This is a genomic window from Geodermatophilus sp. SYSU D00766, assembly GCF_054049915.1.
Genome location: NZ_JBJGYI010000003.1, coordinates 260,547 through 282,439 on the forward strand (window position 1 = coordinate 260,547; position 21,893 = coordinate 282,439).

A 21,893-nucleotide genomic window follows, 5' to 3' on the forward strand; every position below is an offset into this window, starting at 1 on the left:
GTGGGGCGTCCTCCCTCACCGTGCACCGCGAGGGAGGACGCGCTGCGGTGAGGGAGGACGCGCTGCGGTGCGGGAGGACGCCGGCGGCACCCCGTCCGGGTGGGCACGACGGGCGTCCGACGTGGCTAGCCTCGGCGGGATGACCGAGCCGACGTCGCCCGACCCGGGGCGCTGGCCGCGTCGCCGGCGGACCGCCGTCCGCTGGGGGGTCCGGCTGGCGCTCGCCCTCGCCGGCGCCCTGCTCGGGGTGCTGCTCCTCGGCCGGGTCGAGGGGCCGCTGGGCCCGTTCGACGCCACGTTCGCGCTCACCCCGACCGGCGGCGGGGCCACCGTCGAGATCCCGCCGCTGGGCGCGCTCGACGTCGACGCCTTCGACGGGCCCTTCGGTCTCGACGTCCAGCTGACCCGGGTCGACGAGGCGCGGGTGCGGGCCCTGGTCGCCGACCCCGCCCGCCTCGACGGCCTGGTCGACCGGGTCAGCGCCGACCTCCAGGACGCCGTCGTCCGGCTGGCCTGGGTCTCGGCGGCCGCCGCCGTCGGGGGCGCCGCGCTCACCTCGCTGCTCGTCCTGCGGCGCCGCAGGGAGCCGCTGCTGGCGGCCGGGCTGTCGGTGGCCCTGCTGGCCGGCACCGCCGGGCTCGGGGCGGTCACGTGGCGGCCGGAGGCGCTGTCCACCCCCACGTACACCGGGCTGCTGGTCAACGCGACCAGCCTCATCGGCGACGCTCGCGACATCGTCGCCCGCTTCGACGCCTACCGGGCCTCCCTCGAGGACCTCGTCAGCAACGTCAGCACGCTGTACGCGACGATCTCCACCCTGCCCACGCCCACCCGCGACGACGACACCGTCGCGCTGCTGCACGTCTCCGACCTGCACCTCAACCCCGCCGGCTTCGACCTCGTGCGCCAGGTCGTCGACCAGTTCGACGTCGACGGCGTGCTCGACACCGGCGACATCACCGACTGGGGCAGCGAGCCGGAGAACCAGCTCATCTCCTCCATCGGGCAGCTCGGCGTGCCCTACGTCTTCATCCGCGGCAACCACGACTCGGTCCTCACCGCCGGACTGGTCGCCGGGCAGCCGAACGCCACCGTCCTCGACGACTCCGCGACGACGGTGGCCGGGCTGACCGTCGTCGGGGCGCGCGACCCGCGCTTCACCCCGGACCAGACCGCCACCGGCGACACCCCGTCGCTGGAGCAGACCGGGGAGGACCTCGCGGAGCTGGCCGAGGAACTGCCCGACCCGCCGGCGATCGCGATGGTGCACGACCCCGGGCAGGCCACCCCGCTCGACGGCGTCGTCCCGCTGGTGCTGGCCGGGCACACCCACGAGCGCGAGGTCGAGACCCTCGACGAGGGCACGCTGCTCATGGTGCAGGGCTCGACCGGCGGCGCCGGCCTGCGCGCGCTGCAGGGCGAGTACCCCGAGCCGCTGACCTGCAGCGTCCTCTACCTCGACCCCGACACCGGCGCGCTGGTCGCCTACGACGACATCACCCTCGGCGGGCTGGGCGAGACCGAGGTGACCATCGAGCGCACCGTCGTGCCGGAGACCGAGGCGACCGACGGCGCCGGCGACGGGGCCCCGGCCTCCCCGACCGGCTGACCCGCCCGTCCTACGCTCGCCGCCATGTCCCCCACCTCACGCACCCGCCTGGCCACCGGCCTCCTCGCCGGCGCGCTCGCGGTGGTCCCCCTCGCCGGCTGCTCGTTCACCTCGAACGGCTTCTCCTGCTCCGGCTCCTCCTGCACCGTCACGCTGGACGGTGAGGGCAGCGAGGTGGAGATCCTCGGCCAGACGGTGACGCTGGGCGGCGTCCAGGACGGCCGGGCCACGATCAGCGTGGGCGGCGCGAGCGTCTCCTGCGGCGAGGGCGAGAGCGTCACCGCCGGCCCGCTGGAGCTGGAGTGCACCAGCGTGACCGACGGCGGGGTCGAGCTGCGCGCCAGCCTCAACTAGTCCGGGTCGGCGACCTCGACCACCACCCGCACCGGGTCCTGCAGCAGGTACACCCGGAACGGCGCCTGCGCGCGGGTGCCGACGAAGGCGACCGTGGTGCCCTCGAAGGTGGCGTCGAAGACGACCTCGGTGACGTTGGCGGTGCCCTGACCCGGCAGCGGGTCGGGGCCGGCGAACTCCTCGACGCCGGTGTCGAACGGGTAGCCGGCGCCGGTGACGGTCACCCGCAGGACCGCCGCACCGGCCACCTCCACCGGCTCGCCGCTGCCCTGCGAGGCCGCGGCGTCGACGTAGCGGACGTCCCAGCCCGGCGTCCCGGCGCCGCCGACCTCGAGCACCACCCGGTCGAAGCCCTCGTGCCGGCCGGTGCGGACGTCGGTGACGGTCACCCGGGCGTCCGCGGAGGCCTCGGCGGTGTCGGGCGAGGTGTCGGCGGAGAACGGGGGGACGGCGGTGCCGCCGTCCCCGTCCTCCGGCGCGGTGGGCTCCGCAGCGTCCTCGCCGCCGTCCCCCGCCGCGGAGGAGGTCGCCGTGGACGTCGCCGTGGACGACGCCGCCGCCGGCTCCGGCTCGCCGCCGCACCCGGTGACGAGCAGGCACGCGGTCAGGGCGGCGCAGAGGGGCAGCGGGGCACGGCGGGTCACGCGGGGATCGTGACAGCCGGCCGGTCACGGTCCGGGGAGCGGCGCGCAGGACCCGACGCACCGCCGTCGGGGGTGGGTCCGGACCCCCCACGGGGGCCGTGTATCGTTCTTCCTGCCCCCGGCGAACACGAGCCCCCATCGTCTAGCGGTCCAGGACGCCGCCCTTTCAAGGCGGTAGCACGGGTTCGAACCCCGTTGGGGGCACGCACCACACAGCAAGGCCCTGTAGCGCAGTTGGTTAGCGCGCCGCCCTGTCACGGCGGAGGTCGCGGGTTCGAGTCCCGTCAGGGTCGCTCTCCGGTGGAGACACCGGGAGGGGCAGGTAGCTCAGTCGGTACGAGCGCTCGCCTGAAAAGCGAGAGGTCGGCGGTTCGACCCCGCCCCTGCCCACACGTTCTCCCCGCGGACGGTGCCCGGTGGTCGTCGAGCCCCGTGACCCGGCCCGCGATCCGGTCCTCGCCGCCCGCCTCCTCGAGGTCCAGCACGCCGCCTACGCCGTCGAGGCGCGGCTCATCGGCGACGACCGCATCCCCGCCCTGCACGAGGACCTGGCCGGCCTGACCGCCGCCGGCCTGTGCTGGCTGGTCGCCCGCGACGGCGCGACGGTCCTCGGCGCCCTGGGCCGGCGGTGCACCGACCACGGCGTCGACGTCGACCGGCTCGTCGTCGACCCCGCCGTGGCCCGGCGCGGCACCGGCCGCGCGCTGGTGGCCGCCGCCCTCGCCGACGCGGCGGGGCGCCGGGTCACCGTCTCGACCGGCCGCGACAACGTCCCGGCCCGCCGCCTCTACGCGCAGGCGGGCTTCCGCGAGACCGGCGAGCGGGAGGTGCTGCCGGGCCTGTGGGTGGTCGACGCCGTGCACGGCGGGTGACGCACGCCCTCGGGGCGGACGCGTCCGGATGCTGCCCGGCGAGGTCGAGGGAGCGACCGGGTCAGCTCGTCCGACTCACCGTGACGGAGTGCAGCAACTCCGCGCCAGAGGGCATGCTGGGGATCCCCGGCGGTTCCGCCACGTCCACGTTCTCGTCGACGTAGGCCTGGAGGAAGGCGGATGCCTCACTGTCCGCGTAGTAGACGAGCAGCTTGTACTCACCTATCTCGGCGAGGTCGACGTAGTCCGACACCGCCGACCACGAGCCGTCGTCCTGGATGGTCAGGATCTGCGTCGGCCAGTAGCGCGTCGTCGCCACGGGCCTCACCACGAGCCAGACGTCGCGGTCGTCGCCGAGGTCCTCCGAATCTCCCTCGATGACCTTGAGCTCCCCGGTGACCCTCTGCTCGTCGACGGGCGCGGTGATCTCGACGGTCGGCTCGGTGACCTCCCGGTAGATCACCGGTGCCACCGTGACACATATGGCGAGGAGCGAGAGGACCGCACTGGCCACAGCGATCACGTCCGACCGCTCCCAGGGCTTCGCAGAACTCATGCCACGGCTCCGATCGCCACACGACCACGGGCGCCGACGGCGACCGGTCGGCATCCTGACCCGCCGGGACATCTCAGGCGGGATGATCCGGCCGACACGCTGCTGCCCCTGTACGAGGGGCACCAGGAGCAGTGCGCTGCACCAGGAGACGACAGCCGCAACGGTCCGGGATGACCTAGACGCCGACCGCCCGGTCGGCCAGGACCTGCTCGTACACCTGCGCGTGCACCGCGCGGACCGCGGCGAGCTGGTCGGCCCGCCAGGCCCGGTCGGCCGGCCGCGGCATCGGCCGGGTGAGCGCCGCCCCGACCGCGGCACCCAGCGACACCGGGTCGAAGCCGGCGTCCTCGTCGGTGCCGTAGACCACCACGTCGGACCACTGGTCGGCGAACCACCCGCAGCTCGGCGCGACCACCCGGGTGCCGACGTCGCGGCAGACCTCCAGGTCGCGCGAGTGGGTGCCGCAGTGCTCGGGCAGGACGGCGACGTGCAGCTCCTGCAGCTGCTGCGCCCAGCGGGCCGGGTCGCGGGTGACCACCTCCAACCCGTCGGCGCCGGCGAGCTCCGCACCGCCGGGCAGCTCCTGCCCCGGGTCGAGGAACACCCGCAGCCGGCCCCCGCCGGACACCGCGCCCGACAGCGCCGCGCGCACCAGCCCGGCGGCGTCGGGCACCGGCGTCCCCGCGGGGGCCGGCGCGAGCCCGACCAGGCCCCGCTCGGCGCCGGTGTGCGGGTCGGGCGCCGCCAGCGAGGGGTGCGCGACGACGATCGCCGTCCGCCCGAAGCGCTCGGCGATCTCGTCGGCGGCCCCGGGGGTCAGGGTGAAGACGACCTCGGCGGTAGCCAGCAGCGCGGCCAGGTGGGCCTCGTGGCGGTGCCGCGAGGGGTGCGCCGGGTCGCGCAGCTGGTGCACGGTGACGACCAGCGGCACGCCGGTGCGGCGCAGCGCCTCGGTCCAGCACACCACCTCGTCCTCGGGCAGGTGGCCGTAGCCGGTGTGCGCGTGGACGACGTCGACGCGGTGGGCCCACGCGGTCAGGTAGGCCGGGTCCAGCCAGGGGCTCGGGTCGTGGTCGGGGCCGACCCGCGCCGCGTTGTCCGGCAGCACGGCGTCGACGTAGGCGTCGGCGTGCGGGACCGTCGCCAGGCGCACCCGGGCCCGGGTCGCGGACGAGGGCAGGACGTGGACCACGCGGACGTGCACACCTCCTGCGGCCGAGCACTGCGACAGCAGGGCGGCGCTCCTCGATGAACTCCGGCGTTCCGGATACCCGAGGATGGTGCCGCACAACCGTGTGCGACCTCACTCGGTGGTGCGCGTCACTCGTCGGGGTGGGCGCTCCGCCCCTCCCGGGCGGCGGCGTAGGCCGGCGCCCGGAAGCGGGCCATCGGCCCGTCCGCGAGCAGGCCCGGCGGCGGGTTGCGGACGGCGTCGAAGCGCAGGTCGGGGTCCGGCTCCCCCACCGGGGAGCCGAGCACGAGACGGGCGAAGGGCGCCCACTCCCCCGATCCGCGGGCCACGAGCAGCCGGAACGCCGTCCCGGGCGCCCGCCGGAGGACCGGCCCGGGGTCGGAGGGGACACGCGCCGGCCGCTCGGGGACGGCGGCCAGGCGCAGCGTCCCGGCGGCGGACCGGTACCCCATCATCGAGGAGTAGGCGGCCGCGGCGTCGAGCCGCGGGACGGGGAGGTACCGGGTCCACCGGCCCCGGCCGGCGCTGGACAGCAGCAGGTCCACCGGCCGGTCGCCGGCGGGCAGGCGGACGGCCAGCCCCAGCAGGTCCGGCCACGGGACCGGCAGTCCCGCTCCCCGCGAGAGCCGGACGACGGCGGGCTCGCGAGCGGGACCGGTCAGCCACGGCACACCCCAGTCCGGCACCGCGCCGGTGCGCTCGACGACGGCGTCGAGCACGGCGCCGCGGGGGTGCATCGGCTTGCCGGCGCGCCGCCGGGCCAGGGTCCGCAGCGGTACCGCGGCGATCCGGCCGGCCAGTCGCGCCAGGTCCTCCACGCGCCCTCCCTACCCCCGTGCACTTCCGCGGAACTGCCCGGCCCGTCACGGCGCGACCTCGTGCACTTCCGCGGACGTGCACGACCCGACACCCCGCGGGCGCGCCGGCGGTGGGCAGGACCTGCCGGTGTCCGGTGGGATGTCCGTCGTTCCTTGCCCTGTGGTCCGGACCGGTCCGCTGCTTACCGTCAGTGCGTGCTCACGACGCTCCTGGTCATCGGCGGGGTCTTCCTCGGCCTCCTCGCGCTGCTCGCCCTGATCGTGAACCTGAGCGCCCGGCCCACGACCCGCACCGGCCGGCCCGCCGGCTGGGTCGCCGACGCCGGCCGGCCCCACCCCGACGCGTGGTCCCCGCTGACCAGCACGACCACCTCGGAGATCCCCACGGTCCGCTGACCGTCCCAGACCCGCCGTCCCGGCGGCTGCGGCCAGCGCGCCGCCGGGACGCGGCGGTGCGCCCGCTCAGCGCGGCACCGGCTCCCACGCGGCCTCCCGGCGCAGCACCGGCTTGAGCACCTTGCCGCCAGGGTTGCGCGGCAGCACCGCAGCACGGACGGACACGAACTGCGGCACCTTGAAGTCGGCCAGGTGCGCCCGCGCGTGCGCGAGAACCGCACCGACGTCGAGCTCGGTGCCCGGCAGCGGCACCACGACGGCGCCCACCTTCTCCCCCATCACCGGGTCGGGGACGCCGACCACCGCCACCTCGAACACGCCCGGCGCGGCGGCGAGGGCGTTCTCGACCTCCACGCAGTACACGTTCTCCCCGCCCCGGTTGATCATGTCCTTGGCGCGGTCGACGACGTAGGTGAGGCCCTCGTCGTCGATGCGGGCGAGGTCGCCGGAGTGCAGCCAGCCGTCCGCGAACGCCTCGGCCGTCGCCTCGGGCTTCCCCCAGTAGCCCTGCACGACGTTGGCGCCGCGGATGAGCAGCTCCCCGACGCCGGTCTCCGGGTCGAGGTGGGCCAGCCGCAGGTCGACCACCGGGGCCGGGAACCCGACCGAGTCGGCGTGCGCGTCGGCGTACTCGTGCGGCAGGAAGGTGGAGATCGACGAGGTCTCCGTCAGGCCGAAGCCGTTCCCGACCCGCGCGGCGGGGAACGCCCGCTGGATCCGCTGCACCAGGTCGGGGGCGATCGGCGCACCACCGTAGGTGGTGTACCGGACACCGCTGACGTCGACGTCGGCGAAGCCGGCCGAGCTGATCGCCAGCCAGTACACCGCCGGCACCGAGGTGAGCACGGCGATCCGCTCCTCGGGGACCGCCCGCAGGAACCGCCCGACGTCGAAGGCCGGCATGACCACCGCCGCCGCGCCGCCCTCCAGCGCCACCAGCAGCTGGCTGTTGCAGCCGGTGACGTGGAACAGCGGCACGCTGATCAGGTTCCGCAGCGACGGGTCGTGCCCGGCCAGCCCCACCACCCGGCGGGCGTTCTCGGTGTTGGTCAGGAAGTTCTCGTGGCTGGTCATGGCGCCCTTGGGGAAGCCGGTGGTCCCCGAGGTGTAGAAGATCGCGGCGAGGTCCGCGAGCCCCAGCCCCTCCTCGGCGTGCGGCGCGCCGTCGGGCAGCGGGGTGCCGGGCGCCAGGACGACGCGGGCGCCGCTGTCCTCGACGACGTAGCGCGCCTCCTCCTCGGTGAAGCGGGTGTTCACCGGCACCGCCACGCCGCCGGCCAGCAGCGTGCCGAGGAAGCCCAGCACCCAGTCCGCGCCGTTGCCCAACCGGATCGCCACCCGGTCCCCGCGGCCGACGCCGGCCCCGCGCAGCCCGCCGGCGACCCGCGCGGCGCCGTCCCACAGCTGCCGGAAGGTCAGCCGCGGCCCGTCGAGCTCGACGACGGCCTCGCCGTCGGGGTCGCGCTCGACCGAGGCGCGCAGCATCGCCACGACCGACTCGGGCAGGCCGGTGTAGTGCCGTACACCCGCGGCGTCGCGCTCGACGCCGCTGTCGTCGAAGGGCGCGGCGGGCATCAGTAGGGCTCGACGTTCTCGAAGTACCGGCGCGGGACGTCGACGAGCATCGTGGTGATCTGCTCCTCGGTCACCCCGTGCTCGCGCAGGTAGGGCAGCACGTCCTCGTGGATGTGCGTGTAGTGCCACTGGGGCAGCAGGTCCATCAGGCCCGGCGCCAGCCAGTCGATGTAGCAGGAGGCGTCCTGCGAGAGCACCATCTGGCCGGCGAAGCCGCGGCGGCACATCTCGACGACGATGTCGGCGCGCGCCTCGAACGTCGTGTCCAGGTTGATGCCGAACCGGTCCATGCCGAGGACGAAGCCGGCCTCGGCGAGCTCGGTGAGGTGGTCGGCGTCGGTGGTGTCGCCGCTGTGGCCGAGCACCACCCGCTGCGGGTCCACGCCCTCGTCGGTGAGCACGTCCCGGGCGGCGAGCCCCTGCCGGCTGCCCGGGTGGGTGTGCACGGTGATCGGGGTGCCGGTGGCGCGGTGGGCCTCGGCGACGGCGCGCATCACCCGCTCGACGCCGGGCGTCATGCCCTGGTGGTCGATGGCGCACTTCAGCAGGCCGGCTCGCACGCCGGTGCCGGCGATCCCGTTCTCGATGTCGCCGACGAACAGGTCGACCATCGGGTCGGGCACCTCGGTGCCCAGCATCGGGTTGAGGGCAGGGCCGCGGTAGTGGAAGAAGAACGGGACGTCGTCGTAGGTGTAGCAGCCGGTGGCGACGACGATGTTGAGGTCGACCTGCTCGGCGATGCGCTGGATCCGCGGGATGTACCGGCCGAGCCCGATGACGGTGGGGTCGACGATGGTCCGGACGCCGGTCGCGGCGAGCTTCGTCAGCTTCGAGACGGCGTCGGCGACGCGGTCGTCCTCGCTGCCCCACTCGTCGGGGTAGTTCTGCTGGACGTCGGCGTTGAGCACGAAGACGTGCTCGTGCATGAGCGTCTGACCCAGCTCGGCGGTCTCGACGGCACCTCGGACGGTCTGGACCTGCGGCACGGGCACTCCTCGCGGTCGGGCCGCCCGGCGTCGGTGCCGGACGGGCACCGGGACGTTATCGGGCTGTGACCCGCGCCACGAGGGCACCGACGCCTCCCGTGCACTTCCGCGGAAGTGCCCGGGAGGCTCAGGCCATCAGCTCGGCGGCGCGCTCGCCGACCAGCACCGCCGTCGCGGCCGGGCCGCGGGTGGGCACCTCGGGCAGCACGGAGGTGTCGGCCACCCGCAGCCCCTCGAGGCCGCGCACCCGCAGGCGCTGGTCGACGACGGCGCCGGGGTCGCCGTCGGGGCCCATCCGGGCGCTGCCGGCGAGGTGGACCGCCGTCGTCAGGGCGGCGGCGACCCACCCGTCGAGGGCGCGGTCGTCGGCGAGGACGTCCTCGCCCGGGTCGGGGCGGGCGGCGACCAGCGGCGCGAGCGCGCGAGTGCGCAGCAGGGCGTCGGCCAGGCGCACCGCCTCGCGCAGCCGCCTCCGGTCGGCCGCCGTCGCGAGGTAGCGGTGCTCGACGCGCGGCGCGGCGGTCGGGTCGGCGGAGGTCAGCGACAGCCGGCCGCGGCTCTCCTCCCGGTACAGCCCGACGCCGAGCGAGAGCGTGCGTGAGTCGCCACCGCTGCCGGGCACGACCCGGCCCCAGGGCTGCAACCACGGGAGCACCTCGAGGTCCCCGGGCACGGGCGAGTCCGAGGAGGTGGCGTTGAGCACGCCGTGCAGCGGCAGCGGCCAGGCCCCCTCCGGCAGGCCGTCGACCGGCACCCACGGCAGGTACACCAGCGGGTGGTCCGACAGCCCGGCGCCGACGCCGGGGACGTCGGCGACGACGTCGATCCCGTGCGCCCGCAGGTCGGCGGCGGGGCCGACGCCGGAGAGCAGCAGCAGCTGCGCGGAGCCGACGGCGCCCGCCGCGAGCACCACCTCCGCGGCGCGCACCGGCCCGGCGTCGGTGTCGACGCCCACGGCCCGGTCGCGCTCGACGAGGACCCGCCGCACCCGGACGCCGCCGCGCACGGTCAGCCGGGGGGACCCGCGCCGCGGGGAGAGGTAGGCCATCGCGGTGTTGACCCGCACCCCGCCGTCGACGGTGAGCGGGACCGGCCCGTAGCCGGGCGGGCCGCCGGCGTTCTTGTCCGGCTCCGCGGGCACGCCGAGCTCGGCGGCCGCGGCGGCGAGCGCGTCGGCCAGCGGGGAGCTCGCCGTCGGCCGGGTGACCGGCAGCGGGCCGCCGGAGCCGTGCCCGGGCCGGTCGCCGTACTGCCGGTCGTCCTCGAGCCGGCACCAGGCCGGCAGCGTGGCGTCCAGGCTCCACAGGTCGTTGCCGGCGGCGACCCAGCCGGCGTGGTCGGCCGGGGTGGCGCGGACGAAGTAGCCGCCGTTGACCGTGCTCGACCCGCCGACCACCCGCCCGCGGGGCAGCGGCGCCCGGCTGCCGGGGGTGAGCTCGGTGGTGAACGACCAGTTCGCCGGGTGCCCGGGGACGGCGGCGGCGAGGGTGGCGGCGTCGCGCAGGTCGGGCGGGAAGTCGGCGGGCCGGGGGTGGTCGGCGCCGGCCTCGAGCAGCAGCACCGACCGGCCGGCGTCGGCGAGGCGGGCGGCCAGCGCGCACCCTGACGAGCCGGCCCCCACCACAACGACGTCCGCCTCGGGCGTCACAGGCCCAGGACCCCCGGCAGGTCCAGCCGGCGCACCTTGCCGGTCGAGGTGCGCGGCAGCTCGCCGAGCCGGTGCACGCTCTTGGGCCGCTTGGCCGGCGTGAGCCGCTGCCGCGCCCAGGCGCCGAGCTCGGCCGGGTCGGCGGCGCCCACGTAGGCGGCGACCACCCGCTGGCCCCACTCCTCGTCGGGGACGCCGACCACCGCGCTCTCGACGACGCCGGGGTGCGCGTCGAGGACGGCCTCCACCTCGGCCGGGTACACGTTCACCCCACCCGAGATGACCAGGTCCTCGCGGCGGCCGTCGAGCCACACGGTGCCGTCGGGGTCGACCCGGCCGAGGTCACCCACGGTCACCCGGTCGCCGCGCCAGGCCGCCGCCGTCTTCTCCGGCGCCCGCCAGTACTCGAAGCGCGCCCAGCGCGGCACGGCGCACCACAGCTGCCCGCGCTCGTCGGTCTCCAGCCGCCGGCCGGGGCGGGCCCGCCCGACGCTGCCGGGGTGGGCGAGCCAGTCCTCCGGCGCGCAGACGGTGAACTGCGCCTCCGTGGAGCCGTAGAACTCCCAGACGCTGCCCGCGGGCGCCGCGGCCAGCGCCGCCCGCTTCAGCGGCTCCGGGCAGGGCGCGCCGGCGTGCACCAGCCGGCGGAAGGACGACCAGTCGACGTCGTCGCGCGCCACCAGCCGGCGCAGGTGGGTGGGGACGCAGAACGTCGTCGTCGGGGCGTGCCCGGAGATCGCCGCGGCGGCACGGTCGGCGTCGAACGGTCCGGGCAGCAGCACCTCGCCGCCGGCCAGGAGCGTGTGCACGGCGAAGCGCAGCGGGGCGGAGTGGTGCAGCGGGGAGAGCACGAGGTGCCGGTCGGCGGCGGTGAACCCCCACAGGTCGATCTCCTCGGCGGCCAGCGCGCGGGCGTCGCCGTCGTCCAGGACGCCGGACCAGACGCCCTTCCGCCGGCCGGTGGTGCCCGAGGTGTAGTGGACCGGCCGGGCCAGCGGCACGTCGGCCAGGGCGGCCCGGTCGGTGCCGGTGAGCAGCCGGTGCGGCTCGGCACCGACGTCGAGGGCCGGGTCGGCGTCGGCGGCCAGGGCGGCCCGCTCGGCCGCCGGCAGCGCCGGGTCGAGCACCACCGGCACGACCCCGGTGCGCAGCGCGCCCAGGACGACGGCCAGCAGCGCCGGCGACGACGCGGCCGACACCAGCAGCCGGTCGCCGCGCCGCAGGCCGGCCGACCGCAGCGCCGCCGCGGCGCGCTGCTGGTCGCGCTCGCTGTCGGCGGCCCGGACGACCGCGGTCACGGCAGCGACACGCGGTCGCCGTCGACCACCACGTGCCCCTCGGCGGCGAGCTTGGCCAGCGTCGCGCGGGTGGACTGCGCCGCCGCCGGCCACAGCGCCTGCGGCACCTCGGCGTAGACGTCGGCCACGAGCGCGTCGACCGTGCCCGCCCCCCGGACCAGCGCCGCCAGCAGCTGCCCCTCCCGGAACGCGCGGTGCGCCAGGTAGTAGTCGAGGACGGCCCCCGGGTCCTCGGTCAGCTCGGGCCCGTGCCCGCAGTACAGCGCGCTGGGGCCGAGGTCGTGCACCCGGCGCAGCGACTCCAGGTAGGCCACGACGTCGCCCTCGGGGTGGGTGACCACCGAGGTGCCGCGACCGAGCACGTGGTCACCGACCAGCACCGCCCCGGACTCCAGCCGGAAGGCCAGGTGGTCGGGGGTGTGCCCGGGCGTGGGGACGACGCCGAGCACCGTGCCGGCCAGCCGCAGCCGCTCGCCGGGCTCGAGCACGCGGCCACCCGGCCCGGCCACCGCGGCGTCGGCGGCCGCCACCTGCGCGCCGAACCGGGCGCCCCAGGGCTGCGCGGCCTCGGCGTGGTCGCCGTGGTGGTGGGTGACGAGGACGGCGACGCAGCGGGCGTCCCGGACCGCCAGGGCCTCCTCCACCGCGGCCAGGTGGGCGGGGTCGTCGGGCCCGGGGTCGACCAGGACGGCCTGCCCGCTGCCGGGCTCCCCCACCAGGTAGGTGTTCGTGCCGTCGAGGGTCATGCCCGACGGGTTGGGCGCCAGCACCCGGGTGACGAGCGGCTCGAGCACCGCCGTCCGGGGCAGGGCGCCGGGGGCGGGGAGGTCCCACGTGACACGGGGGTCGGACGGGGCGCGCACGTGCGGCACGGTAGCCGCGTCCCGGGGCGGGTCGCCCGGGCGGCGGCTAGCCTCGCCCCATGCGCTCCCTGACCTCCCGGTTCCGTCCTGCGCTGGTCGCCGCGGCCGCCGCCGTCCTGCTCACCTCGTGCAGCGGCGGTGGGTCCGAGAGCGAGGAGGCCGCCGAGTCCACCAGCGCCGACACCAGCTCGAGCGCGTCGTCGTCCTCGTCGAGCGAGACGAGCAGCTCCACGCCCGCCCCGACCACCAGCGACGACCCCGCCGTCGCCCAGTTCTGCAGCCAGGCCGCCTCGTTCAACGAGCTCGGCAACCAGCTCGGCAGCGCCACCCCCGAGCAGCTGCCCGGGCTGCTGCAGCAGGCGGCCGACGCCTTCGACGCCGTCCAGCCGCCGGCCGAGATCGCCACCTCCTGGCAGGCCGTGGGCGACGCCGTCCAGACCTTCGCCGACCAGGCCGGCACCATCGACGTCAGCACCCCCGACGGCCAGGCCCAGCTGCAGACCGCCGCCCAGGAGTTCGTCGGCGTCGCCAACGGCCCCGACGGCACCGCCGTCCAGCAGTTCACGCAGGCCAACTGCACCGCCGCGGCCCCCACCAGCTGACCCACCACGACGACGGCCCGTCCCCCACGTGCGGGGGACGGGCCGTCGTCGTCTCGGGGGGCGTCAGCAGCCGCCGATGCTCACCCCGCGGGCGCGCAGCCACGGCACGGGGTCGACCTGGCCGCCGTACATGGCTCCCGACGGGTGGACCTCGAAGTGCAGGTGCGGCCCGGTGGACTGGCCGCGGTTGCCGACCTCGGCGATCAGCTCGCCCGCGCGCACCCGCTCACCGATGCGGACGTACTCGGTGTTGACGTGGCCGTAGACGGTGACCGCGCCGTCGTCGCCGCGGATGTAGACGGCCAGGCCGAAGCCGGTGGCCGGACCGGTGCGGGCGACGACGCCCGAGGCGGCGGCGTAGATCGGCGTCCCGATCGGGGCGGCGATGTCGACGCCGCCGTGCAGCACCCCCCAGCGCACGCCGTAGCAGCTCGACGTGCGCCCCGAGGTCGGCTTGACGTAGCCCGAGCCGCTGGCGGCCGGGGCGGTGGCGGCCGCGCCCGACGACGCGGGCGCCGCGGATCCCGAGGAGGCCGGGGCGGCCGCGGCGGCGCGGGCCGCCGCGGCGGCAGCGGCCGCCTCCTCGGCGGCGCGGGCGGCCGCGGCACGGGCGGCGGCCTCCTCGGCGTCCTTCTGGCGCTGCCACTCGGCGTAGGCGTCCCGGGCGCCCTGCAGCTCCAGCAGCCGGATCTGGGCGTCCTGGAGCTGCTGGTCGAGGGCGGCCTTGTTCGCCTCGGCGGCCTGCACCGCGCCCTGCTGCGCGGCGACCTGCGCGTCGGCCTCCGCCTTGGCGGCGGCCGCCTGCTCCTCGGCGGCGGCCATCTGGTCGCGGGTGTCCCGGGCCGCGGACTCGGCGTTGGCCTGCCGGACGCGCGCGATCTCCAGCTCCTCGAGGGCGTCGACCTGGATGTCGCCGACGTAGTCGAGCAGCGCGGCCCGCTGCACCAGCTCGCCGGGGCCGGCGGAGTCCAGCAGCGCGGCGGCGGTGGTGAGCGTGGTCCCGTTCATGTAGCTGTCGTGGGCGAACCCGCCGATCCGGGCGACCGCGGCGTCCACGGCGGCGGCCGCCGCCTCGAGGTCGGCGGCGGCCTGGTCGGCGGCGGCCTGGGCGAGCTGCAGCGCCTCCTCGGCGGCCAGGTAGGCGGTGCCGGCGGCCTCGGCCTGCACGCCCAACCGCTCGAGCTCGCTCTGGGCGAGCGCGACCTCCGCCTGCAGCCGGCCGACCTCGGCCGCGGCGGCCTCCTGCGTGGCCTCCGCGTCGGCGATCTCCCCGTCGGTCGGGTTCGGCGGCGGGGGCGGCACGGCCAGCGCCGGACCGGCGGTCGCGAGGAGGACCGCACCGGTGAGCAGACCGGCCAGCACGGCGCGGACCGGCCGGCGGTTCCTGCGGGCCGTGGCCGCCCGACCGGGGGGTCGGCGGCCGGATCGGCTCTGCAGCATCGAGCGCTCCCTGGGGGAAGAGGGGGGCGGTTGGCCGGGCCAGAGTCGCACCGGCCACCACGCGTCACGGGGGCAACACGCGGCACTGGCGTCACACCGTGACCCCGCCGCAGGGTCACCGCCTTCCGTCACACCACTTGTCGACACGACCGCGCGGCTCCTTGAGCGTCTCCCGAGCACTGAGTCCGGCGTCACGTCCGGCGGCGGCCGGGTTCTAGGCTCGGCGGTCGTGGACGTCCTCGCTTCCGGTGCCGAACAGGTGGTCTTCTGCTCCGACCCGGGCTCCGGCCTGCGGGCGGTGATCGCGATCCACTCCACGGCCCTGGGGCCCGCCCTCGGCGGCACCCGCTTCCACCCCTACGCCACCGAGGACGAGGCGGTCGCCGACGCGCTGCGCCTGGCCCGGGCCATGTCGTACAAGAACAGCCTGGCCGGGCTCGACCTCGGCGGCGGCAAGGCCGTCGTCATCGGCGACCCGCACACCGACAAGACCGAGCCGCTGCTGCGCGCCTACGGCCGGTTCGTCGAGGCCCTGGGCGGCCGGTACCTGACCGCCTGCGACGTCGGCACCACGAACGCCGACCTCGACGTGGTGGCCCGGGAGACGCGCTTCGCCCACGGCCGCTCGGAGGTCCACGGCGGCTGCGGCGACTCCTCGGTGCTCACCGCGTTCGGCGTCTTCCAGGGCATGCGCGCGGCCGCGCAGCACCGCTGGGGCACCTCGTCGCTGGCCGGGCGCACGGTCGCCGTCGCCGGCGTCGGCAAGGTGGGCAGCTGGCTGGTCGACCGGCTGGTGACCGACGGCGCCGACGTGGTGGTCACCGACGTCGACACCGCCGCCGTCGAGCGGGTGCTGGCTCGCCACCCCGGCGTCGACGCCGTCTCCGACACCGAGACGCTGGTGCGCACTCCGGCCGACGTCTACGCCCCCTGCGCGCTGGGCGGCGCCCTGGACGACGAGACCGTGGCCGTGCTGTCGGCCGAGGTGGTGTGCGGCGGCGCCAACAACCAGCTGGCGCACGAGGGCATCGCCGAGCAGCTGACCAAGCGCGGGATCCTCTACGCCCCCGACTACCTGGTCAACGCCGGCGGCGTCATCCAGGTCGAGGACGAGCGGCACGGCTTCTCCTTCGCCCGTGCCGAGGCCAAGGCCGCCGGCATCTACGACGTCGCCCTGCGGGTGTTCGAGGCGGCCGCCGCCGAGGGCGTCTCGCCGGCCGTGGCGGCCGACCGGCTGGCCGAGGAGCGCATCCGCTCGGTGGGCCGGCTGGCCACCATCCGGCTGCCCCGCTGACAGGGAGAGGGGGCGGGCGTGACCGCCCGCCCCCTCTCGGGGTCACGCCGTCAGGTCACGCGCAGTGGACGTCGACGAAGTAGGTCGCCGACTTCCGCACGTTGTTGCCGACCTTGACCGTCACCGTCACCGTGCCGTTCTGCGGGGTGTAGGTGACCCCGTCCGGGCCGTGCGCGTCGACGATCGTGCAGCCGGCCTGGTCGGACACAACGATCGTGTGGGTGCCGGGCTCGGCGGCCTCGACGTGCGCCTCGTGGAACGCGAGGAGGGCCGGGGCGTACTCGGAGAACTTGACGTTGCTCGCCCCGAGGGTGTCGAACCACGTCACCGCCAGACCGTCGATGTAGTCGGCCTGCCCGTGCCGCGAGAAGCGCGTGTCGATCTCGATCGGCACGTCGTTGCGGACCTTGAAGTTGTCCGTCTTGCTGTAGCGCGGGACGAAGCAGTTCTTGTTGCCCGGCGCCGTGCAGTCGAGCAGCTCGGTCGGGCTGACCCACACCTTGTAGACGCCGCCGTTGTTGGGGGTGTCGAGGTACGGGAACAGCTGCACCGTGAGGCCGCCGTCCTCGGTCGAGGCGCCGGTCACGTGGGCACACGCACCGCTCGGGGTCACGCTGGTGATGACGCCGCTCTCGTCCACGGTGAACTGCCGGCACGAGACGGGGTCGGTGGACAGCAGCGTCTTCCCGGACGGGTCGGTCACCTGGAAGCTGTACGTGCCCGCGGGCAGCCCGGCGGCGTCGTCGGGCGCGTTGACGCCCGGCCCGCCGTTGAGGTAGACGTCCTCCTTGGCCGCGTAGATGTTCAGGTTCACGGGGTTCCCGCTGGCGTCCGTGGTGAAGATGGCCCCGGACAGCGGCGCCGTGGGCGCCGCCTGGGCGGGTGCGGCGAGGGCGAACAGGGCAGCGGCACACCCCAGGGTGAGCGCAACGGCCCGTGGTGATCGACGTGACATCGCCGTCCTCCGATCGACTCGGCGCCGGCCCGGCAGGGCCGTCCTCCGGACGAGGACCCCCGGTGCTGCCGCCTGACCGGCCACGGAAAGCTAGTGCTGTGACGTGCACCACAGCCGCGTCGCCGACCTCGTGGGCGGACCGGCTGTGTGTCGCCGCCTCTCGGGGGTCCCGGACGCACGGACCGTCACAGCCGGCCTGACTACCGCGTGCCCGGTACCACGACCCCGTCGGGGGACGGCAGGGGGACGACCCGTGCCCGCGTCCGTCTCGTGTCGTAGTCTTGGTCAAGACACAGTCACTCAGTCGGGGTCGCCACGCGGGCCGTCCAGCCCGTGAGCTGGGCTCCCGTTCTCCGTTACGAGGGGGTCGAGCCGATGGGGCGCGGCCGAGCGAAGGCCAAGCAGACACGCGTGGCCCGTGAGCTCAAGTACAGCTCACCCAACACCGACCTCTCCGCGCTGCAGCGCGAGCTGGCCGGTTCACCGTCGACGTACACCGCTCCGGCGGCCAAGGACGACGACGAGGACGACGACGAGTACACCGACCGGTGGGCCGACGACGCCGACGACGACGACTGGGCGGCCAGTCGCTGACGGTCGGCTCCCCGCCGGCTCGGCCCCGGTCCAGAGGCTCACCCCGAGCTCGCGAGGGGTGAGGGGGGCCGGGGTCCTTCGTCAGCGGTAGCTGCCCACCAGGCGTGCGCCGGTGTCGCCGACGCCCACGGTGCCGGCGACCCACGCCGGCACGCCGCGGGCGGTGAGCAACCCGACCGCGGCGTCGGCGGCCTCGGCCGCGACGACGGCGACCATGCCGACGCCGCAGTTGAACGCCCGCTCGGACTCCGCGCGCGGCACGCCGTGCTCCTCGAGCAGCGCCACCGCTGCGGGCAGCGCCCAGGTGCCGCGGTCGAGCACGGCCGCCAGCCCGTCGGGCACCACCCGCGCGGTGTTGCCGGCCAGCCCGCCCCCGGTGACGTGCGCGAACGCGTGCACGCCCTCGACGCCGAGCTCGGTGACGAGCGCCAGGCAGTCCAGGGCGTAGATGCGGGTGGGCTCGAGCAGCACGTCGCCCAGCGGGCGGTCGAGTCCCGCGGGCGTGGCGGCGAGGTCCAGACCGGCGGCCGACACCACCCGGCGCACCAGCGAGTAGCCGTTCGAGTGGAAGCCGCTGGCGGCCATCGCGACCACCACGTCGCCCTCGCGGACCCGCTCGGGGCCCAGCACGGCGTCGGCCTCCACGACGCCGACCGCGGTGGCGGCCAGGTCGTACTCGTCGGCGTCCATCAGGTCGCCGTGCTCGGCGGTCTCCCCGCCGACCAGCGCGGCCCCGGCCTGCTCGCAGCCGGCCGCGATGCCGGTGACGATCGCGGCCACCCGCTCGGGCACGACCCGGCCGACGGCCACGTAGTCCTGCAGGAACAGCGGTTCCGCGCCGCAGGCCACCAGGTCGTCGACGACCATCGCGACCAGGTCGATGCCCACGGTGTCGTGCCGGTCCAGCCGCCGCGCGAGCGCGATCTTGGTGCCGACGCCGTCGGTCGACGACGCGATCAGCGGCCGCCGGTAGCGGGCGGTGTCCAGCGCGAACAGGCCGGCGAAGCCGCCCAGGCCGCCCACGACCTCCGGACGGCGGGTCCGCTCGACCGCGGTCCGCATCAGGGTGACCGCCCGCTCACCGGCGTCGATGTCGACGCCGGACGCTGCGTAGGTGAACTCCCCCGCGCTCACGGACGACCGCTCACGGACGGGTCAGGGCGTCGTCGGCACCGCCGGACACCGTGGGGCTGCCGGCCTGCCGGCCGGTCCAGCCGCTGACCGAGCGGGCGTCGTCGACCCGGCGGCCGATGCCCTCCAGCACGTGCTTGCCCAGCACCCCGGCCTCACCGAGCGGGATCGGGTAGTCGCCGCTGAAGCAGGCGGTGCACAGCCGGGTGGCCGGCTGCTCGGTGGCGGCGACCAGCCCCTGCTCGGAGACGTAGCCGAGGGAGTCGGCGTTGATGGAGGCGCGCACGCCGTCGACGTCGAGGCCGTTGGCCACCAGCTCGGCGCGGCTGGCGAAGTCGATGCCGTAGAAGCACGGCCACTTCACCGGCGGGCTGGAGATCCGCACGTGCACCTCGACCGCCCCGGCCTCGCGCAGCATGCGGATCAGCGCGCGCTGGGTGTTGCCCCGCACGATCGAGTCGTCCACGACGACCAGCCGCTTGCCGCGGATGACGTCGCGCAGCGGGTTGAGCTTCAGCCGGATGCCCAGCTGCCGGATGGTCTGCGACGGCTGGATGAACGTGCGCCCGACGTAGGAGTTCTTGACCAGGCCCAGGCCGTAGGGGATGCCGCTGGCCTCGGCGTACCCGACCGCGGCCGGGGTGCCCGACTCCGGCACCGGGATGACCAGGTCGGCGTCGGCCGGGTGCTCCCGGGCCAGCCGGCGGCCGATCTCCACGCGGGCGGCGTGCACGCTGCGGCCGCCGATCGTGGTGTCGGGACGGGCGAGGTAGACGTACTCGAACACGCAGCCCTTGGGCTCGGCGGCGGCGAAGTGCTGGCTGCGCAGCCCGTTCTCGTCGATGGCGAGCAGCTCGCCGGGCTCGACCTCGCGGACGACGGAGGCGCCCACGATGTCCAGCGCCGCGGTCTCGCTGGCCACGACCCAGCCGCGCTCGAGCCGGCCGAGCACGAGCGGGCGCACGCCCTGCGGGTCGCGCGCGGCGTAGAGGGTGTCCTCGTCCATGAAGGTGAGGCTGAACGCGCCGCGCAGCTGCGGGAGCACCTCCATGGCCGCGGCCTCGACGCTCATGTCCGGCCGGGCGGCGATCAGCGAGGTGACCAGGTCGGAGTCGGTGCTCGCGGTGAAGGCGCCGGGGACGCCGGCGTCGGCGGCCCGGCTGGCGAGCTCGGCGGTGTTGACCAGGTTGCCGTTGTGGCACAGCGCCAGGCCGGTGCCGGCGTCGGTGGTGCGGAACGTCGGCTGGGCGTTCTCCCAGGTGGAGGACCCGGTGGTGGAGTACCGGGTGTGGCCGACGGCGAGGTGGCCGCGCAGGCTGCCCAGCGTCGCCTCGTCGAACACCTGGCTGACCAGCCCGAGGTCCTTGTAGACGACGACCGACGCGCCGTCGGAGACCGCGATGCCGGCCGCCTCCTGCCCGCGGTGCTGGAGCGCGTACAGGCCGAAGTAGGCCAGCTTCGCGACCTCCTCCCCCGGCGCCCAGACACCGAAGACGCCACAGGCGTCCTGGGGACCGGGAGCGGAGGGATCGAGGGCGTGCGTCAGCCGTCCGTCACCGCGAGGCACCCCCCGAGCCTACGCGGCGACGGCGTGCCACCCGCCGACCGCGCCGTGACCGTCACCACGGCGGCGTGGGATCGGGCCGGCCCGGAGGCCGGTGGAACCCCGGGCGGGGTCCGGCGCGTTGACCGTCGGCACGCACTGGAGAGGATCCGAGCATGAGCAGCGACCGGCCCGACCCGCAGGAGTTCCTCGAGATGGCGCAGCGGATGCTGCGCGGGTTGTTCGACCAGCCGCGCGGGGGTGAGGACCCCTGGGCGCGGGCGACCGAGCGGGGCTCGGCCCCGTGGGAGCGCCACCGCGAGCCCAGCCCCGGTGAGCGACGCGAGAACCTCACGTTCGCCCTCGCCACCCGCGCCGTCGAGGCGCTGGAGGACCTCGCGCTCAACGTCGCGGCGATCCGCCAGCGCCTGGAGCGGTCCTCGGCCCAGGACGAGTCGTCGGCCCGGGACGACCGGCCCGGCGAGGACGGCGCGAAGCGGGACGCCGGTCCCGCCTGACCACCGTCCTACCGGACGGTGCCGATCTCGGCGGAGATGCGGGTGTCCTCGCCGTGCCCGGTGTGCACGACGGTGTCGCCGTGCAGGGTCAGCAGCTTGGCGCGGATCGACCGCACGATCGTCGGGTGGTCGCTGAACGAGCGGCCGGTGGCGCCGGGGCCGCCGTGGAACAGCGTGTCGCCGGTGAAGACGGCGGCCAGGTCGGGCGCGTGCAGGCAGGTGCTGCCCGGCGAGTGACCGGGGGTGTGCAGTGCGGTCAGGCCCGTGCCGCCCACCCGGAACCGGGTGCCCTCCGCCAACTCCTCGTCGGGTCGGGCCTGGGGGTGCACCACGTCCCACAGCATCGTGTCGGCGGGGTGGAACCAGATCGGTGCGCCGGTGGCCTCGCGCAGGTCGACGGCGGCGGTGATGTGGTCGTTGTGCCCGTGGGTGAGCACGATCGCGCTCACCCGCCGCCCGCCGATGGCCTCGACGATCGGCTCGGCGCGGTGCGGGGCGTCGATGACGAGCACCTCGTCGTCGTCGCCGACGAGCCAGACGTTGTTGTCGACGTCGAAGTCCTGCCCGTCGAGGCTGAACACCCCGGAGACGACGGTCTTCTCGATGCGGGCGGCCATCAGAGCACGACCACGGAACGCAGCACGTCGCCCTTGTGCATCTTCTCGAACGCGGCCTCGACGTCGTCGAGGCCGATGGTCTCGGTGACGAAGTCGGCCAGCGGGAAGCGGCCCTGCCGGTACAGGTCGGCCAGCATGGGGAAGTCGCGGCTGGGCAGGCAGTCGCCGTACCAGGAGGACTTCAGCGCCCCGCCGCGGCCGAACAGCTCGATCATCGGCAGGGTCAGCTGCATGTCCGGCGTCGGCACCCCGACCAGCACCACGCGCCCGGCCAGGTCGCGGGCGTAGAAGGCCTGGGTGAACACCTCCGGGCGGCCCACGGCGTCGATGGCGACGTCGACGCCGAACCCGTTCGTGACGCCCTTGATCGCCTCGACCGGGTCGGTGG

General features: G+C 75.7%; 23 protein-coding genes and 3 tRNA genes. 11 read left to right on the plus strand and 15 right to left on the minus strand.

What is annotated here, in order from left to right; genetic code table 11:
• Window positions 1-139: 139 nt before the first annotated feature.
• Both ACI8AD_RS04880 and ACI8AD_RS04885 read left to right on the plus strand, forming a co-directional pair.
• Window positions 140-1,609: a metallophosphoesterase family protein gene (locus ACI8AD_RS04880; RefSeq protein WP_456869404.1), complete on the plus strand. Its 1,470-nt coding sequence runs from the start codon at window positions 140-142 to the stop codon at window positions 1,607-1,609.
• A 24-nt stretch (window positions 1,610-1,633) separates the two neighbouring features.
• A complete protein-coding gene (locus ACI8AD_RS04885; protein WP_456869405.1) occupies window positions 1,634-1,963 on the plus strand; it encodes a hypothetical protein in 330 nt (109 codons plus the stop codon).
• On the opposite strand, the gene ACI8AD_RS04890 is transcribed toward ACI8AD_RS04885, so the two are convergent.
• Window positions 1,960-2,607 carry an AMIN-like domain-containing (lipo)protein gene (locus tag ACI8AD_RS04890; RefSeq protein WP_456869406.1) on the minus strand — a complete coding sequence of 216 codons (648 nt, stop codon included), beginning with the start codon at window positions 2,605-2,607 and terminating at the stop codon, window positions 1,960-1,962. The two genes, ACI8AD_RS04885 and ACI8AD_RS04890, sit on opposite strands and share 4 nt — an antisense overlap.
• A gap of 131 nt (window positions 2,608-2,738) precedes the next feature.
• Between ACI8AD_RS04890 and ACI8AD_RS04895 the strand changes: the two genes are divergently transcribed.
• The 4 genes from ACI8AD_RS04895 (at window position 2,739) to ACI8AD_RS04910 (ending at window position 3,479) form a co-directional block, all read left to right on the plus strand.
• Window positions 2,739-2,811: transfer RNA gene (locus ACI8AD_RS04895), tRNA-Glu, on the plus strand.
• 15 nt (window positions 2,812-2,826) lie between these two features.
• Window positions 2,827-2,900: transfer RNA gene (locus ACI8AD_RS04900), tRNA-Asp, on the plus strand.
• A 23-nt stretch (window positions 2,901-2,923) separates the two neighbouring features.
• Window positions 2,924-2,997: transfer RNA gene (locus ACI8AD_RS04905), tRNA-Phe, on the plus strand.
• A 26-nt stretch (window positions 2,998-3,023) separates the two neighbouring features.
• Window positions 3,024-3,479 carry a GNAT family N-acetyltransferase gene (locus ACI8AD_RS04910; protein ID WP_456869407.1) on the plus strand — a complete coding sequence of 152 codons (456 nt, stop codon included), beginning with the start codon at window positions 3,024-3,026 and terminating at the stop codon, window positions 3,477-3,479.
• Window positions 3,480-3,540: 61 nt separating this feature from the next.
• Here the strand turns inward: ACI8AD_RS04910 and ACI8AD_RS04915 are convergent, their stop codons facing one another.
• The 3 genes from ACI8AD_RS04915 to ACI8AD_RS04925 all read right to left on the minus strand — a co-directional run bounded on the left by ACI8AD_RS04915 (window position 3,541) and on the right by ACI8AD_RS04925 (window position 6,045).
• Window positions 3,541-4,035: a hypothetical protein gene (locus ACI8AD_RS04915; protein WP_456869408.1), complete on the minus strand. Its 495-nt coding sequence runs from the start codon at window positions 4,033-4,035 to the stop codon at window positions 3,541-3,543.
• A 175-nt stretch (window positions 4,036-4,210) separates the two neighbouring features.
• Complete coding sequence (locus tag ACI8AD_RS04920) at window positions 4,211-5,326, minus strand: glycosyltransferase (RefSeq protein ID WP_456869409.1); 1,116 nt, start codon at window positions 5,324-5,326, stop codon at window positions 4,211-4,213.
• 29 nt (window positions 5,327-5,355) lie between these two features.
• The gene (locus tag ACI8AD_RS04925) at window positions 5,356-6,045 is read right to left on the minus strand and encodes a phosphodiesterase (RefSeq protein ID WP_456869410.1); all 690 of its coding nucleotides are present in this window, start codon (window positions 6,043-6,045) and stop codon (window positions 5,356-5,358) included.
• Window positions 6,046-6,240: 195 nt separating this feature from the next.
• On the opposite strand from ACI8AD_RS04925, the gene ACI8AD_RS04930 reads away from it, so the two are divergent.
• A complete protein-coding gene (locus ACI8AD_RS04930) occupies window positions 6,241-6,441 on the plus strand; it encodes a hypothetical protein (protein ID WP_456869411.1) in 201 nt (66 codons plus the stop codon).
• Window positions 6,442-6,507: 66 nt separating this feature from the next.
• Here ACI8AD_RS04930 and ACI8AD_RS04935 read toward each other — a convergent pair whose 3' ends face one another.
• The 5 genes from ACI8AD_RS04935 to ACI8AD_RS04955 all read right to left on the minus strand — a co-directional run bounded on the left by ACI8AD_RS04935 (window position 6,508) and on the right by ACI8AD_RS04955 (window position 12,811).
• Window positions 6,508-8,016 (minus strand): class I adenylate-forming enzyme family protein, encoded by a 1,509-nt coding sequence (locus ACI8AD_RS04935; protein ID WP_456869412.1) that lies wholly within the window; start codon window positions 8,014-8,016, stop codon window positions 6,508-6,510.
• The gene (locus ACI8AD_RS04940; RefSeq protein WP_456869413.1) at window positions 8,016-9,002 is read right to left on the minus strand and encodes a phosphotriesterase family protein; all 987 of its coding nucleotides are present in this window, start codon (window positions 9,000-9,002) and stop codon (window positions 8,016-8,018) included. The genes ACI8AD_RS04935 and ACI8AD_RS04940 overlap by 1 nt, the downstream gene beginning before the upstream one ends.
• Before the next feature lie 127 nt (window positions 9,003-9,129).
• Window positions 9,130-10,650 carry a mycofactocin dehydrogenase MftG gene (mftG, locus tag ACI8AD_RS04945; protein ID WP_456869414.1) on the minus strand — a complete coding sequence of 507 codons (1,521 nt, stop codon included), beginning with the start codon at window positions 10,648-10,650 and terminating at the stop codon, window positions 9,130-9,132.
• Window positions 10,647-11,948 carry a class I adenylate-forming enzyme family protein gene (locus tag ACI8AD_RS04950; protein WP_456869415.1) on the minus strand — a complete coding sequence of 434 codons (1,302 nt, stop codon included), beginning with the start codon at window positions 11,946-11,948 and terminating at the stop codon, window positions 10,647-10,649. The genes mftG and ACI8AD_RS04950 overlap by 4 nt, the downstream gene beginning before the upstream one ends.
• Window positions 11,945-12,811 (minus strand): MBL fold metallo-hydrolase, encoded by an 867-nt coding sequence (locus ACI8AD_RS04955; RefSeq protein WP_456869416.1) that lies wholly within the window; start codon window positions 12,809-12,811, stop codon window positions 11,945-11,947. Before ACI8AD_RS04955 ends, ACI8AD_RS04950 begins: the two co-directional genes overlap by 4 nt.
• 59 nt (window positions 12,812-12,870) lie before the next feature.
• Here ACI8AD_RS04955 and ACI8AD_RS04960 point away from each other — a divergent pair, with 59 nt between their 5' ends.
• Window positions 12,871-13,413, plus strand: a complete 543-nt coding sequence (locus ACI8AD_RS04960; protein WP_456869417.1) for a hypothetical protein — start codon at window positions 12,871-12,873, stop codon at window positions 13,411-13,413.
• Window positions 13,414-13,476: 63 nt separating this feature from the next.
• Here the strand turns inward: ACI8AD_RS04960 and ACI8AD_RS04965 are convergent, their stop codons facing one another.
• Window positions 13,477-14,853 carry a M23 family metallopeptidase gene (locus ACI8AD_RS04965; protein ID WP_456869418.1) on the minus strand — a complete coding sequence of 459 codons (1,377 nt, stop codon included), beginning with the start codon at window positions 14,851-14,853 and terminating at the stop codon, window positions 13,477-13,479.
• A 229-nt stretch (window positions 14,854-15,082) separates the two neighbouring features.
• Between ACI8AD_RS04965 and ACI8AD_RS04970 the strand changes: the two genes are divergently transcribed.
• Complete coding sequence (locus ACI8AD_RS04970; protein WP_456869419.1) at window positions 15,083-16,147, plus strand: Glu/Leu/Phe/Val family dehydrogenase; 1,065 nt, start codon at window positions 15,083-15,085, stop codon at window positions 16,145-16,147.
• A gap of 55 nt (window positions 16,148-16,202) precedes the next feature.
• On the opposite strand, the gene ACI8AD_RS04975 is transcribed toward ACI8AD_RS04970, so the two are convergent.
• Complete coding sequence (locus ACI8AD_RS04975; RefSeq protein ID WP_456869420.1) at window positions 16,203-16,961, minus strand: hypothetical protein; 759 nt, start codon at window positions 16,959-16,961, stop codon at window positions 16,203-16,205.
• Window positions 16,962-17,477: 516 nt separating this feature from the next.
• Between ACI8AD_RS04975 and ACI8AD_RS04980 the strand changes: the two genes are divergently transcribed.
• Entirely contained in the window at window positions 17,478-17,696 is a 219-nt protein-coding gene (locus ACI8AD_RS04980) for a DUF3073 domain-containing protein (protein WP_075013130.1), read from the plus strand.
• Window positions 17,697-17,777: 81 nt separating this feature from the next.
• On the opposite strand, the gene purM is transcribed toward ACI8AD_RS04980, so the two are convergent.
• Together purM and purF are read right to left on the minus strand one after the other, a co-directional pair.
• Complete coding sequence (purM, locus tag ACI8AD_RS04985) at window positions 17,778-18,830, minus strand: phosphoribosylformylglycinamidine cyclo-ligase (RefSeq protein ID WP_456869421.1); 1,053 nt, start codon at window positions 18,828-18,830, stop codon at window positions 17,778-17,780.
• A 10-nt stretch (window positions 18,831-18,840) separates the two neighbouring features.
• Window positions 18,841-20,394, minus strand: coding sequence for an amidophosphoribosyltransferase (gene purF / locus ACI8AD_RS04990; protein WP_456869422.1), 1,554 nt, complete (start codon window positions 20,392-20,394; stop codon window positions 18,841-18,843).
• 152 nt (window positions 20,395-20,546) lie between these two features.
• On the opposite strand from purF, the gene ACI8AD_RS04995 reads away from it, so the two are divergent.
• The gene (locus ACI8AD_RS04995; protein WP_456869423.1) at window positions 20,547-20,888 is read left to right on the plus strand and encodes a hypothetical protein; all 342 of its coding nucleotides are present in this window, start codon (window positions 20,547-20,549) and stop codon (window positions 20,886-20,888) included.
• Between the two features lie 8 nt (window positions 20,889-20,896).
• On the opposite strand, the gene ACI8AD_RS05000 is transcribed toward ACI8AD_RS04995, so the two are convergent.
• Both ACI8AD_RS05000 and ACI8AD_RS05005 read right to left on the minus strand, forming a co-directional pair.
• Window positions 20,897-21,505: an MBL fold metallo-hydrolase gene (locus tag ACI8AD_RS05000; protein ID WP_456869424.1), complete on the minus strand. Its 609-nt coding sequence runs from the start codon at window positions 21,503-21,505 to the stop codon at window positions 20,897-20,899.
• Window positions 21,505-21,893 (minus strand): zinc-binding dehydrogenase (locus ACI8AD_RS05005; RefSeq protein WP_456869425.1); only part of this gene is annotated, 389 nt, incomplete at its 5' end. The genes ACI8AD_RS05000 and ACI8AD_RS05005, both read right to left, overlap by 1 nt.